General features: G+C 69.2%; 11 protein-coding genes. 1 reads left to right on the top strand and 10 read right to left on the bottom strand.

The window, feature by feature from the left end; genetic code table 11:
* Positions 1-36 precede the first annotated feature (36 nt).
* The 9 genes from ACIA8X_RS23640 to ACIA8X_RS23600 all read right to left on the bottom strand — a co-directional run bounded on the left by ACIA8X_RS23640 (position 37) and on the right by ACIA8X_RS23600 (position 10590).
* Positions 37-1581, bottom strand: coding sequence for an oligosaccharide flippase family protein (locus tag ACIA8X_RS23640; protein WP_399459026.1), 1545 nt, complete (start codon positions 1579-1581; stop codon positions 37-39).
* Positions 1578-3185, bottom strand: coding sequence for a hypothetical protein (locus ACIA8X_RS23635; protein WP_399459025.1), 1608 nt, complete (start codon positions 3183-3185; stop codon positions 1578-1580). Before ACIA8X_RS23635 ends, ACIA8X_RS23640 begins: the two co-directional genes overlap by 4 nt.
* Complete coding sequence (locus ACIA8X_RS23630) at positions 3182-4651, bottom strand: hypothetical protein (protein WP_393453200.1); 1470 nt, start codon at positions 4649-4651, stop codon at positions 3182-3184. Before ACIA8X_RS23630 ends, ACIA8X_RS23635 begins: the two co-directional genes overlap by 4 nt.
* Positions 4652-4801: 150 nt before the next feature.
* Positions 4802-6010 (bottom strand): glycosyltransferase family 4 protein, encoded by a 1209-nt coding sequence (locus tag ACIA8X_RS23625; RefSeq protein ID WP_393453197.1) that lies wholly within the window; start codon positions 6008-6010, stop codon positions 4802-4804.
* 28 nt (positions 6011-6038) lie between these two features.
* A complete protein-coding gene (locus ACIA8X_RS23620; RefSeq protein ID WP_393453194.1) occupies positions 6039-7019 on the bottom strand; it encodes an NAD-dependent epimerase/dehydratase family protein in 981 nt (326 codons plus the stop codon).
* A gap of 178 nt (positions 7020-7197) precedes the next feature.
* Positions 7198-8043 carry a class I SAM-dependent methyltransferase gene (locus tag ACIA8X_RS23615; RefSeq protein WP_393453191.1) on the bottom strand — a complete coding sequence of 282 codons (846 nt, stop codon included), beginning with the start codon at positions 8041-8043 and terminating at the stop codon, positions 7198-7200.
* Between the two features lie 103 nt (positions 8044-8146).
* The gene (locus ACIA8X_RS23610; protein ID WP_393453188.1) at positions 8147-9259 is read right to left on the bottom strand and encodes a glycosyltransferase; all 1113 of its coding nucleotides are present in this window, start codon (positions 9257-9259) and stop codon (positions 8147-8149) included.
* Between the two features lie 20 nt (positions 9260-9279).
* A complete protein-coding gene (locus ACIA8X_RS23605) occupies positions 9280-9828 on the bottom strand; it encodes a putative colanic acid biosynthesis acetyltransferase (protein ID WP_393453185.1) in 549 nt (182 codons plus the stop codon).
* Between the two features lie 45 nt (positions 9829-9873).
* Entirely contained in the window at positions 9874-10590 is a 717-nt protein-coding gene (locus ACIA8X_RS23600) for a CDP-alcohol phosphatidyltransferase family protein (RefSeq protein WP_393453182.1), read from the bottom strand.
* A 231-nt stretch (positions 10591-10821) separates the two neighbouring features.
* Here ACIA8X_RS23600 and ACIA8X_RS23595 point away from each other — a divergent pair, with 231 nt between their 5' ends.
* On the top strand, positions 10822-12543 hold the full coding sequence (locus ACIA8X_RS23595) for a hypothetical protein (RefSeq protein WP_399459024.1): 1722 nt from the start codon (positions 10822-10824) through the stop codon (positions 12541-12543).
* 28 nt (positions 12544-12571) lie between these two features.
* Here the strand turns inward: ACIA8X_RS23595 and ACIA8X_RS23590 are convergent, their stop codons facing one another.
* On the bottom strand, positions 12572-14044 hold the full coding sequence (locus ACIA8X_RS23590) for a sugar transferase (protein ID WP_393453176.1): 1473 nt from the start codon (positions 14042-14044) through the stop codon (positions 12572-12574).
* Between the last annotated feature and the right edge of the window lie 169 nt (positions 14045-14213).

The following is a 14213-nucleotide window of genomic DNA, read 5'->3' as shown; positions in this document are numbered from 1 at the left end:
AGGGGAGAAGCTGGCGGTCTCGGTCCTGAGACGGCCTCATGTGGCGCGTTCGCGCAGCACACCGACGAGTTCATGCACTCCCAGAGGTGTGCGAAATCGCCACAAACTTATACCAAATACGGAAAATCCAGTGGTGATTGCGACGGCAAGTCCGATGGCCGTGTCACCCGCGAGCAGCCTCGCGGGAAGCACCAGCGCCACCGTGAGGCACAGGCCGGTGACCGTCGCGAGGAGGTACCCGCGGTCGACGACCGTGAAGCCCGGATGCCGCCGCACCAACGCGGCCGAGATGAGGTTCTCGACGACGGTCGCCGCACCCCAGGACAGGGCCGCGCCGAGGACGCCGAAATGGGGTACGGCGAGGAGGCCGACCGTCAGCTGCACCGCGAACGCGACACCGGTGACCGCCAGATGCCAGGAGCTCTTGCCCGCCATGAGCAGCACCGTCTGGGCGTTCCCGACCCCCACGTTCACCGCCGCCGCCACACAGAGCACGACCAGCGCGGTCGCCCCCTGCTCGAACTCCGGCCCGAACAGGGACAGGACGGTGCCCGGGAAGCTCGTGAGCAGGACCAGCAGGGGCCAGGAGAACAGGACGATCCAGCGCGTCGAGACGCGGTACAGATGGCAGGCCTGCGGGAAGTCGCCCACCGCGAGGAGGCGGCTGATCTCCGGGGCGACGGCCAGCCGGATGGCGAGCTGCAGCAGGGTCGCCGCGATGACGACCCGGCCGACGGCGGTGTAGATGCCCGCCTCCTCGCTCGTCGCCAGGCAGGACAGCAGGACGACGCCCACCCAGACCGCGCTGATGTCGAAGACGGAGGAGACCGCCCGCGGCGCCGCGAACGCCCAGAACCCCCGCCGGGCGGCGGCCGTTGCCCCTCCCGATGCCGGTCCCGGGCTCGTCCGACGGCACCTGCGCACCGCGTACCAGGCGATGAGGAAGCCGGCCAGCGAGGGCACGAGCCAGGCGACGGCCAGGCTCAGCACCCCGGGGGCCAGCAGCACGACCGGTACGGCGATCAGCACGCGCAGCACCGGTTTGCCGATCTGCTCGACACCGACGAACGGGATCACGGTCCCGTAGCCCTGGGTGGCGCCCAGCAGGATCAGGGTGACCGTGGCCAGGGGGAGGAACACGGCGAACAGCCGGACCAGGGTCACCGCGTCGTCCGGGGCGAGATTCGGCAGCAGCGAGGTGGCCGTCCAGGGCGACAGGAACAGCAGTGCGGCGGCTGCAGTGCTCGCCGCGGCGCCCGGCAGCACCGCGCAGCGCAGGAGTGCGCCCACCTCGCGGCCACCGGTGGTGGCCAGGTCACCGGGGACGAAGCGCACCAGCCCGGTGTCGGCGCCCAGCTTGCAGGTGTTGCACAGGATGGTGAAGGCCGCGACGCCGGTGAACACCGCTCCCGCCCCGTACGCCCCGAGCCCGCGGGTGACCAGGGCGACCAGGGCGTAGCCGAAGACCGCGTTGACCGTCGAGCCCAGAAAGCCCCACCACCCGCCGCGCGCGGTGGCGGCGACCCCGCACCGGGCGGCCGACTCGCCGTGGGCGGCGACGGTCGTACCGGGGGCGCTCACCGGGAGGCGGCGAGCGTGTCGTCCTGCACAGGCGCGGTCGGTTTGTCCACGGCGTCGTCGGCCGGAGCGGGCGGTGTCGTGGGAGAGATCCGCTCCCTCGTACGACGCACCCAGTCGCCGTCCCTGACACGGCGGAGCAAGCCGCGCCCCGGGCCGCCTTGGAGCGCCGCGCCCGCGATGTGCCCTCCCGCGCAGTCGATCAGCTCGCGCAACTGCCTGAGGTCGTCGCGCCTGGTGTCCGCCAGGGCGCCCACGACGAGAACGCCGTCCACGCGTTGGGCGAGCGAGAGGTCCTCGGTGTGGTCCAGCAGAGGCGCGGTCAGCAAGAGCGTCGGCCTTCCGGGATCGGCATACGGCAGGGTGCGCGCCGCCGTCGGGGCAGCCGGCCTGTCGTCGCCGGTGGCGCCACGGCCGTCGGGGCAGAGCGTGAACCGCCCGGCCGTGCCCGCGTCGACGACCACCGCGCCCTCGGGTACGCCGTCCGGCGCGGCGTCGGCCGACAGCGGCAGCCGTGCCGACAGACCGGGGGTCTGCCCGGTCGCGTCCACGAGCAGGACGTCGTCGCCGGACTCGGCGAGGGCGGCGGCGAGATTCACGGCGACGGCTTCGACGCCTCGTTCCCGCTTCGGCGCCACGACCATCAGCGTGCCCATCGACGTACGGCCGTCGCCGCCCCGCAGCCGGAAGGCGAGGGCGCGGTACGCCTCCGCGCGGCTCCCGTCGGCCCGGCCGACCTCCAGGAGTTCGCCGTCGGCGCCGGGGGCCGGGAGGATGCCCAGCACCGGGGCGAACAGCGCTCCTTGGACCTCGGCGACCGAGCGTGCCCGCGGTTCGAGGGCGGAGCGCAGCCAGGCGAGCACGATGCCCAGGACGAGTCCGGCGATCAGGCCGAGCGGGATGAGCCAGCCGGGCCCCGGGCCGGAGGGCCGTGCCGCCGGTTCGGCCCTGCGGACGACGTCACCACCGGAGGTGTCGTAGGCCCTGATGTCGGAGATCCGCTTGTGCAGAGTGCCGATCTGTTGCTGCAGGCCCGCGGTGCCGGGGGCGGCCTCGCCGGACTTCTTCGCGTTGATCCGCTTGGTGAGCTGGGTGAGCTGCTGCTCCAGCCCGGAGGTCATCCGCGTGATCATGGACTTGGACCGGGCCTGGCGATCGGCGAGATAGGCCTCCGCGAACGCGTTGGTCACCCGAGCCGCACCCTTCGCGGTGCCCGCCGTGTACTCGAACCGGAGCACCTGGGTGTCCGGGGCGTTCGTCACGCGCAGGTCCGCCGACAGCGCGTTGGCGCGCGAGGGCTGCCGCAGTGCGGTCGCCGCCCGGGCCGCGACCGTCGCGCTGAGCGCGATCTGCCGCTCGGTGGCCATGCTCACCTGGTTGTCGACGGCCAGCCCGAACGTGCTGAAGGGGTCCGTTCTCGGGCGGACGAGCACCTCGCTGGTGGAGGTGTAGGTGCCCGCGCGCAGCACGACCAGGAACAGTCCGCCGAGCAGCCCGAGGAGCACGCCCAACGCGATGGTGGCGCGGTACCTCAGCAGGAGGCGCACCTGGTCGCGCAGCTGGTCGGGGTCGTCGTACCGATCGTCGAGGCCGGCGGGGCTGGTCACGGATGCCTCCTGTGTCCGGGAATGGGTCCGGGGGTGGGTCCCGGGATGGGCGCGTGGCCCGTGGTCGCGGGCGGCCGCACCGGTGACGGGGACCGGGACGGCCCGGTGGCGCGGGTGGCGGCGCGGGTGGTGATGAGGAGCGGAACGGTCAGGAGCAGCAGCAGGGGGCCGACGATCCCCATGAGACTGCCGCGCAGGAACACCAGCTGGTAGAAGGCGAAGGCGGGGACCAGCAGAACCGCCAAGGTGCTGTGCCGGTGCCGCAGCCGCTCCCGGATGTCGTCCATGCGCCGTCCGGCCGCGCCCAGCAGGCAGAACACCAGGACGACACACGGAGCACCGCCCCACAGGTAACTCTCGATCCATACCGGCGCGGAGAGGTTGTGGAAGTCGTAGCCCGCGTACTGGGCGAGTTCGATGCCCGTGGCCTGCGGTTTGTCGGGCCACATGGAGCGGGGCACCATGAACAGGAGGAGACCGAGCGCCGCCGACGGCGAGAATCCGTTCTCCCGCACATAGTCGATACCGGTCTGCATTTGCTGGAAGGCGTCGTAGTCCATGCTGGTGCTGAACTGCTCCGCAAGCGCCAGGACTTGTACCGCTTCACGTTCGTCGTAACGGAAGTAGTCGCTGTACGGGAATGCGAACAGCACCGCGGTGGTGATCACCGCGGCGGCGACGCGAAAGGCCCGGGGGGTGCTGAGCCGGCGCCAGGAGAAGAGCAGGACCAGAAGGACGGTGCCCGCCCAGAAACGCGGCCTGCTGATCGGGTTGTTGACGATCGCGTTGAGCACGAGGAGGGCCGGGAGCGCCGTCCAGCGGATCGCCCGCAGCAGCCGGTCTCTCCCGGCCGGGCGGGGCAGCTGGACCAGGGCCACCAGGGCCCAGAAGGCGGGGACGGCGAGGGCCCAGACCCGCAGCGCGTGCGTGGGGTCGGCTTCGGCGCGCGACTGCCACAGGGCCTGTCTGCTGGTGAAGAAGGCCCGCAGACCGCCCTCCTGCCCGGGGATCAGCACGACCGCGAGCACGAGCGACAGGCCGCACAGCAGGAGCACCGGCAGCGGCGAGAGCCTGCGGGACAGCAGTGGTTCGAACACGACCGATCTGCCGCCCTTGCGTCCGGCGGCCAGCGCCACCCCCGCGCTGTACGCGAGGAGCCCGAGTTCGGTCAGCGTGGCAGCCGCGAAGGCGGTCGTCTCACCGGTGCGGTACCCGAGCGGGTAGGAATCGGTGGCGAGCATGGCCAGCGGTGCCAGTCCGAGCCACACATAGGTGAAGAGCCAGAACCCGAAGGCGACAAAGCGGACCGAGGTGTCGGTGAGTACCCGGGTGAGTCCCCCTCCGGCGTGCGCCACGACGACGCATTGCACGGCGAGGGCCGCCCCGAATCGAGTGTCGGTGGACTGCAGGATCAGCGCCGGCAGGAAGACGATGATGAGAAAGGCCCAGCAGCACACGGCTGCCACGCAACGCTTTTGACTGCCTCGCACCTGCACTCCCGATGAGCGGGCAAACGGAATTAATCGGCGCAGATAGATTTATAACCTTGGAACCCGGCTGATTGCCCGTATTTCAGATGGGTGTTTCGCTCGACGGGAATTGCCGGGAATTCACCGTCATCGCCGGCCGGACCCGCTCACCGCCACCGCCCGGAGAATTTCCTCGAATCGCGAAGCGCACCCCTCCAGGGCGAACTCCCGCTCGGCCAGCGCCCGGCTCTCCTTGCCCAGCGTCTCCGCGCGCATCGGGTCGTTCAGGACCTCGCGGACCCATGTGGCCGCGTCGGCCAGCGAGGACTCCTCGGGGGCGAACACCGCCGAGCCGGCCTGCCGGAGCAGCTTCGCCGCCAGGTTGTCGGCCGGCATCAGGCCCAGCACCGGGCGTCCGGAGCACAGATAGGACAGCGTCTTGGAGGGGACCGAGAACTCCCCGGCGTCCGCCGCCAGCAGCACGACCAGCACATCGCCCGTGCCCAGCACCTCGGGCAGCCGGTCGTAGGGCTGGAAGGGCAACAGGGTCAGATCGACGCCACGGGCGGCGGCGGCCTCCTTGATGACCGGCACGGCCGGGCCGTCGTTGACGACGACGAGACGGACCCGTTGGCCCTGCTCGCGCAGCGTCTCGGCGAGCCGCACCAGCAGGGCGGGGTTGTGCTTGAGGCCGATCGTGCCGGAGTACAGCAGGGTCCGGACGCCGGTGAGACCGTGCTCGGCCGCCCAGGCGTTGGCCCGGCCCACGGGGCGGATCTCGTCCAGCGGTGCCCAGTTGGGGATGACGGTGACCTTGTCGGCGGTGCCCCACTCCCGGTGGATCCGCACGAAGGAGTCGGCGATCACCACGACCGCCGAGGCGCGTCGCGCCGACCACTTCTCACCCTGCTCGAAGACCCTGGCGGCGACGCCCATCAGCCTGGACACACCGGCTGCGGCAAAGCTCTTGAGGGCGACGGCGGTGATGTCCTGGTGCCACAGCACCCAGGGGATGCGCAGCGCCCTCAGCGCCGCCGCGGCCACGACCAGGGTCGGGATCGGCAGGTTCCCCAGCATCGCCACGTCGGGCTTCTCGCGCCGTACCTGTCGGGCCAGTTCCAGACCGAGCCGGGTCTCCTGGAAGAGGCGTCGGACGTAGGCGCCCTTGTCGAGCACGATGCGGTCGCCGATGGTGACGAAGCGCAGGCGGGCGACCGTGTCCTTCGCGAGGTTGCCCTTCCCGGAGACGTAGGCCGGGCAGGTCGAGTGGACGACGTCATGGCCTCGGTGCGCCAGCTCACGGCTGAGCTGGGCCTGGAACGGGTGCCCGCTGTAGTCGTGGACGAGGATCCTCATCGGCTGCCCTCCCGGCCGGTTCGAGGGATCAGGAGTGCGCGAGCTTGACCTGGTCGTAGACCCAGGCATAGGTCTTCTCCAGGCCTTCGACCAGGGGGATCGACGGCTCCCAGCCGTAGAGTTCGCGGATCAGGGTGTTGTCGGAGTTGCGGCCGCGTACGCCCTGCGGGGCGTCCAGCTGGTACTTGCGTTCACAGCGGATGCCCGCGATCTCCTCGACGATGTCCACCAGTTGGTTGATGGTGACCAGCTCGGAGGAGCCGAGGTTGACGGGGACACTGCTGGTCCCGTTCATGAACATCTGCGTGCCGCGCAGACAGTCGTCGATATACATGAAGGAACGGGTCTGCCGGCCGTCGCCCCAGATGTCGATCCGGTGCTCACCGGAGACGACCGCCTCGGCGATCTTGCGGCACACGGCCGCCGGAGCCTTCTCGCGGCCTCCGTCCCAGGTGCCCCAGGGGCCGTACACGTTGTGGTAGCGCGCCACACGGCAGGTGAACCCGTAGTCCTCCTCGAAGTGGCGGCACATGCGCTCGGAGAACAGCTTCTCCCAGCCGTAACCGTCTTCGGGCTGGGCCGGGTAGGCGTCCTCCTCCTTCAACGCGGTGACGTTCGAGGCGGTCTGCTTGCCGGCGGCGTACACACAGGCGGACGAGGAGTAGAAGTAGCGCTCGACGCCGGCCTCCTGGGCGGCCTTGAGCATATGAGTGCTGGTCAGCACCGACATCATGCAGGCGGCCTTGTGGTTCTCGATGAAGCCCATGCCGCCCATGTCGGCGGCCAGCATGTACACCTGGTCGGCGCCCCGGACTGCGGCACGGGCGTCGTCGAGGAGTGACAGGTCGGCGACGACGTTCTCGGCCGCGGGGTGCAGTTGGTGCCACTCGTGCTGCGGCTTGATGTCGACGCAGCGTACCGACAGCCCCTGCGCCAGGAGGTCGGCAGCGAGGTGCCCCCCGATGAATCCCCCGCCTCCGGCAACAACGACGTTCACCTGCTTGGTCATGGCAGCTCCTCCAGAAACCCGGGATCTGATGTCCGGTAGGCTATGTGCCATATTTACCAATTTGCGTTAAATGCCACGCGCATCCGTGTCCCGAGTCACCTGATGCCTCCGTATGGGCCTGTCATCGCCGGACCTCGGGGCCCATCAGCAGATCTCGGGCGTCAACAGACCCCAGGCATCAACAGATCTCGAACCACAGCGAGGCGGGAAAGTGCCCCTCCCCGGATACGAGACCGTCGCGGTGGGGCGCCGGCCGATAGTCCGGGAACACCGCCCGCATTTCGCCGGCCCTCTCGTAGTGCAGATGCGACATGCACGCGAGGACCCTGGCGTGGTCGTTGTGCGTCAGAAAGGCGCGTACGAGCGAGGTTTCCGCCCAGTGCAGCACGCTGTCCAGCAGGTCGCACTGATAGTCGTACGGCAGATAGATGTCGTGGACGTGCACGATGACACCGGGTGCGAGACGCGGGAACACCTCCAGGACGAGGAAGTTCACATCCGAACCGGGTTTGACCACATGGGACGAGTCCACGAACAGCACGTCACCCGCGGTCAGGGAGGTGAACGCCGCCAGGTCGACGGCCTGGACCGGCGTGCGGTGCAGGTGCACGCGGGCGTCGCGGGTCAGCCAGTCGCGCGGGTACGGTTCGATGCAGGTCACCGTCCCGGGATGGCCCTCCCCGGCGTTGCGGGTGAGTGCCTGCAGCGCGATGTGCGTGGAGACACCGCTGCCCACTTCGAGATACCGGCCGGGGCGGAGCGTACGCAGAATGCCGTGCAGGGCCTGCGCCTCGATATAGCCGTATCCGGGGCCGAGTTCACCCGCCTTCTCGAACACCGCGTTTCCGCGGTACTCGTCGACGTACGGCATGCACGCCTTCTCCAGCCAGGCCATCTGTTCATCAAGGTCGATCCGCAGGCCCGGCAGAGAGGACGGGGCACGCCACAGCTCACGGGATTCCGCCAGGCCGCGCAGATCCGGAGCCGAGGAATAGTAGTGACGCGGCGCGACAAGGATTCCCACGCGGGAGAGGGCCTTGTTCGCAACGACTGTCTGGCGCTTGACGAATCGCTTGACCTGCTGCCGAACACGCGGCGAAATTCGACTGTCTTCCATGGTCGTCCCACTATCCGTTTCGGTAGATGTCTTCCAGCCGGTCTGCCACCGCGTGAATGGAGAAGCACTCCTCCACCGCACGCTTGCCCGCCGCCACCAGCCGGGCCCTCTGCTCCACGTCGGTGAGCACCTCGCAGACCGCGTCGGCCATGGCCTGCGGGCTGCCGTCCGTGACGATCGCCGCCCCGCGGCGCGCGAGTTCGTCCGCCATGCCGCAGGTGTCGGTGCACACCACCGGAGTTCCCGCGGACAGGGCCTCGATCACGGTCATGGGGAACGGCTCGTCCACGCTCGGCAGCACGTACACCGCCGCCTTCGCGTAGGCACGCAGAGCCTCGTTGTACGACAGCGCCCCTCCGTAGGAGACGACCTCCCCGAGCCGATGGCCGGCGATGAGCTGACGCACCGTCGGCAGCAGGCCCTCGTCCGCCCCGTGCAGGGTGAAGCACACCTCGGGCAGCTTCCGGTGCACCAGCGCGGCCATCTCGACGAACGCGTCCGGGCGCTTGCGCGGGTGCAGCCGCGCCATGAAGAGCACCTCCGGTGCGCGCGGCCGACGCTCCACCACGGCGCCCTGCCCGGGCCGCACCCCGTTGGGCAGCCTCAGCAGCGGGGGCCCCTCCGGTCCGATGACCTCGGACACGGCCCGCCGCTCCCTCTCGGTGAGCACCAGACAACCGCGCGCCCGGCGCAGAAGAGGTACGTACAGCCGGTCGAAGAGCCTGGCGACAGCCCTGTGGCGCGGCTCCACCATGCCGTGGGTCTGCGTGAAGAACCTCTTCCTGCGCAACACGGCCACGGCGAGCGCGGTCAGGGAGACGAGGTCGCGCCCCGCGTGGATGTGCACGACATCGGCCCTGCCCATCGAGCGCCACATGTCCCCGACGAGCAGCGGGTGCATGATCCCGGTGAAGCGACCGGGCAGCAACGCGCGCGCCGGACGCGTGCGCAGCGGCACCGAGCCGATGTAGGCCGGAGCGCCGGACCTGCCCCGCCACAGGGACAGCAGCGTGACCTCGTGGCCGCGCGCGGCGCACTCCTCAAGTTGCCCCGTCGCCACGCTCGTAGGACCGCCGTACGCTCCGTCCTCGCTGACGAGCGTCACCACATGAACGAGCCTCATCGCCCGCCCCTCCGCATGCCTCATCGCACGCCCCTGCCCGTGATGACCTCACCCGGCGCGACGTCGCGATGGGCGACCGCCGCGGCACCCACCACGGCGCCCCGGCCCACGGTGACCCCGCGCAGCACGACGCCCCGCGCCGCGATCCAGGCTCCGGGCTCCAGGTGGATGGGCCCGTTGTCGAACTCGAAGGTGGGGGTGTGGTGCTGATGGCTTCCGGTGCACAGCAGCGCGTCCTGGGAGACGCAGACATTGCTGCCGATGGTGATCCGCTCCAGGTTCAGCAACCAGGCGCCGTCGCCGATCCACACGTCGTCGCCGACCTCCAGCCGCCACGGCCAGTGCACACGGACCCGCTGGCGGATCAGTACCCGTTGCCCGATCCGCGCGCCGAAGGCCCGCAGCACAGCGGGCCGCCAGCGGTCCGGGAACCACCACTTGACGAAGACGAGGTGGAGTACGGCGAACCAGGCCGCCTGAACGAGCAGCGGACGCCCCTTGTCGTAACCGGCTCCGGTGAACCCTCGCAGCGAGCGTTCCACGGCGGTCGGCGCTGCGGTGTCTGCCATGGATGGGCCCTTCTTTGCGAATTCGAGGCGATCGGGTCGGTCGGCTCATGAGAGTTCCCGGAACCATTTGGCGAGGAATGTCGGCACGAACAGCAGGTGGGCCACAAGTAATGCGGCATACAGCGTGAAGAAGATCTTCTGGTTCCCAAGGAACACGAAGATCAGGCACAACAGGCCGTAATCCAAAGGCAGCAGCGCCATGCCACGCACAGCGGAGGGCGGGCGCGTCGGCCGGGATGCCGGACCGGCCTGCACCTCGGCCGCTCGCCGCCGGAGCTGCTCCGTGAGCATCCCTCCGAAGAACAGCAGGACGGCGGCGAACTGGAAGGCGATCGGTGTGAGCAGCAGGACCGGACGCGGCAGGTCGAAGAAGCGGTAGAAGGAGATCAGCACCGCCGCATGGACGCCCAGGACCTTCGCGCAGTCCACGACATGGTCCGTCCACTCCCCGGCCGGGCTGGCCGCCCCGTGCAGCCGGGCGAGTTGACCGTCCGCGGAGTCAAGCGCGAAGCCCACGAGCAAGGCGAGCGCGACCCATCCCCCGAGCGTGTGCGAGGGCGAGCAGGAGGCGATCGCGGCAATGGCCGGGAAGGTGACCAGCGCGCTCGCTGCGGTCACGTGGTTGGGCGAGAGCCCGATGCGATGCGCCGCGGCCGCAAGCAGCCTTCCGGCAGGCCGATTGACGAATCGCGCATAGCCGGGAACCCCGCGAGCGGGCTTCTGCACCTGCGAGAGCTGCCTCAGTGCGCTGGGGAAGTCCACGCTCTCTCCGGTGGAACGCTAGTCGGGGATGTGATGGAGCACCTCTCACCTCGATGACGGCCATGTCCCGAACGTAGGCGCTCGATCCCACGGCGCCCGATTGGACAAGCGGGCTTATCGTGAGATCCACCCGATCGGCTCACCTGATTTATCGGCAAGGCGCCTTGAGATGCCTGCCCCGGATTGATTGAGTGGCGAAAAGAGCGGGATTCCGAAGCAAGGGCAGAAAGCATGTACGTCGAGCAGACGGCAGCCGATCCTCAAATCATCCGCAATCCGGAGGCCCTCGCATCGCCACCCCGACAGGTGGACAAAAAGAGAGACCGCCCCTTTACCGACCACGCCCCCGCCCTCGGACTGTTCTGTGCGACCCTTTTCACGCACGCGGCCCTCGCCCTGTTCATCGGTGCGAACGGCTGGGACGACGGATCCATCACGCTGGCGTTCGCACGCGCCTTTGCCGATTCCGGCCAGATCGCGCTGACACCGGCATCGGAAACGGTCGAGGGTTTTTCCAGTCCCTTTTGGTTTCTGCTGACGGCGGGCACCTTCCGCGTGCTGCCCTTGGATTTCGACGGCATGATCCTGGCGGGCCAGCTGTGGTCCGGGGCCTTCGCGGCCCTTGGTGCCATGCTCGTTCACGCCATGGTGCGACCGTACGGCCGCGTCCAGGCCTGGCTGCTCGGCCTGGTGCTCTTCGGGTACGGGCCGTTCCTCAACGAGACCATCAACGGCATGGAGATGACGTCACTGTCCGCGGTGGCGCTCGCGATCGTATGGCTGCTGCGCAGCGGCCGTCGGCATGCGTGGATCGGACTGACGCTGCTGGCCGCCACGGCCCCTTGGATCCGGGCGGAATCCGTCGGCTACGTCGTCGCCGGCGCCGTGGTGCTGGCGATCGCGTCGAAGCGGTATCGCCAAGCATGGGCCCTGGCTGCGGGGGCCGTTCTCTCACTGGCGGCGCTCACGGCGGTTCGCCTGGCGATCTTCGGCTCGCTGCTGCCGAACACGATGCTGGCGAAGCAGTCCAGCCCGTACAGCGCGAATTCGACCGTCAAACAGGTGCTGCAGATGTTCGTGGCGGCGGTCGAGGTCCTGTACGTCCTTCTGCCAGCGGCGGTCATCGTCATCACGGCGTTGGCGGGCATGCGCGGCGGGTCGCGGTCCGTGGGCACGGAGGCGTTCAGGCGGATGCGCTCACGGAGTTGGCATCCCGTCGCGGCGTTCGGCCTCGGGTACATCGCGGCTGTCGCCGCGTTCAACGTGGGGATCGGCCGGAATTGGGGCTACATCGGACGGATGGAGCAGTCCGCGATCGCGCTGGGCGTGGTGGCGGTCGTGCTGTCGAAGCCCCGTGTCATGCAATTCCTGAAATCCACCCGACGTCTCGTCGCCGTGATCGCCGCGCTGCTCCTGCTCACGTCCTGCGCCATCGAAAGGCAGTTCATCGCCGCGCGGCTCCACCCCGACAATCAGGTGGCCGTCACCCCGGCGGTGTACCGCACGGCCGGCGAGGCGATGGATGACGTACGGGTGAAGCTGGGAAAGCCGGAGTTGGCCGTGTTGACTCCGGATGTCGGCGGGTCGAGCCTGTGTTGCTCGAATCTGAAGATCCTTGACCTTGCGCTGCTGGCCAACGTTGCGCTCGCCCGCGACGGATACGCCGCGATGCCGTCGTATCTGAAGGCCACCAAGCCCGATCTGGTGGAGACACACGGCATGTGGTCGGAGGCCTCGAAGCTGTACGACGTCGACCATTTCCGCGACAACTACACACCGGTCGTCGTGCGCGGAATGTGGATGTACCTGCGAAACGACCTCCGCCTGAAGCTCGATTCACGTTGCACACCCATCACTCCTCAGGAAACACGCCATCTTCGCTACCGCGGCGCCGATGTCGACGAGCGATATGTGCGCTCCCTGAACCTTGATTCGGTGTGCCGGATTTCCTGACCGGTCAGCCGGGTTTCTCCCGACCGTGTCAGTATGCCCCGCGCCCGTCCAGCACCGCGCGAACCGTTCGAGCCATAACCCTCATGTCCCAGTCCCACGACCAGTTGTCGACGTAGCGCAGATCGAGCGAGACGGTCTCGTGCCAGGACAGGTCGGACCTGCCGCTCACCTGCCACAGTCCCGTGAGGCCAGGTTTGACACTCAGTCGGCGCATCTCCACCTGGTCGTAGCGGGCGACTTCCTCGGGCAGCGGCGGGCGGGGTCCCACCAGCGACATATGACCGAGCAGGACGTTGACCAACTGGGGCAGCTCGTCCAGCGAGTAGCGGCGCAGGAAGCGCCCGACGGACGTGACCCGCGGATCCTGGCGCAGCTTGAACATATGGCCGTCGTGTTCGTTCGCCGCCGCCAGGTCGCCCTTCATCCGGTCCGCGTCCACCACTATGGTCCGGAACTTCCACATGGGGAAGGGCGTCCCGTTCCGGCCGACGCGCACCTGGCGGTAGATGACCGGCCCCGGCGAGCTGACGCGTACGGCGAACGCCAGCAGCGCGAACAGCGGCGCCAACGCCATGAGCAGGACCAACGAGCCCGCTCGGTCCGTGGCGGCCTTCAGCAGCGTCGGCAGGCCACGGCGCGTCGGCGGTGAGATGTCCAGCAGGGTGAGTCCGGCCGCCGAGGCGATCCGGACCCTGCGCCGGGCCACTTCGACGACGCCGGGCAGCACCATCATCCGGCGGCCGCAGTCGTGCAGGGCCCAGGACAACCGCCGAAGCCGGTCCCCGCACATACTCCTGCCCGTGGTGACGAAGACCAGGTCGGCACCGAGCACTTCGGCCGCTTTCGCCACGGGCGCGGCATCCTCGTCCGGAGCGGCCGGCTCGCCGACCCGCAGCCGGGCGGACACCGGCACCCCGGACAACACGTCGCCCTCGCCCAGCACACAGGCCCCGACCACCACGTACCCGTGGTCGGTACGCTCGGCCAACTGTCCGACCACGGCGTCCACGGCCCCGGCCTCACCGATGACCAGGACGCGTCGAAGACTTCGGGCGCTCCGACGTACGGCCAGGACGTGGCGGTGGATCGCCTTGCGGCAGACCACGGTGGCCGCCAACGATGGACACAGTGCGACAAGAACCGCCGCCGGCGCGTCGCCGAGCCCGAACACGGTACGCAGCACGGCCAGGACGCCGAGCAGCACCAGCCAGTCCCGCACGAGCGGTCCGACCGGGGCGCCCTCGTCCCAGGTCCAGGGTGCGTAGCGGCCCGCGGCGAGGCCCACGAGGACCCAGACGACGGTGATCGCCACCGCTTGCTGCACGGGGTGGGCCGCACCGATCGCGGAGAAGGCCAGCACCGCCGGCAGGGCCATACCCGCGGCGTCGAAACAGACCGCGACCGGTGCGTACCACCTGTCGGCAGGGCCTTCGCGTGTGGTCGTCCGGTGCGGTGGGCGGGCCACCGCCTGCCCTGGCACCGTGCTGATGGACTGCCGCATGGTTCTCCCTGTGACCCCGGCCCTCGACGTAGTAGTGGGGGGGGGGGGGGGGGGGGGGGGGGGGCCGCCCCCCCCCCCGGTTTATTTAAAAAATTTTTTTTTATTTTAAAAATTAAAAACAAAAAAACACCCCGGGGGGGGGGGGGTAGGGGGGGAGGGAAAAAACACA

Source organism: Streptomyces sp. NPDC051738, from assembly GCF_044453205.1.
In the GTDB taxonomy this organism is placed as follows: Bacteria; Actinomycetota; Actinomycetes; order Streptomycetales; family Streptomycetaceae; genus Streptomyces.
Note: the sequence above shows the minus strand (reverse complement) of the source record. Positions and strands in the feature narration are given on the sequence as shown.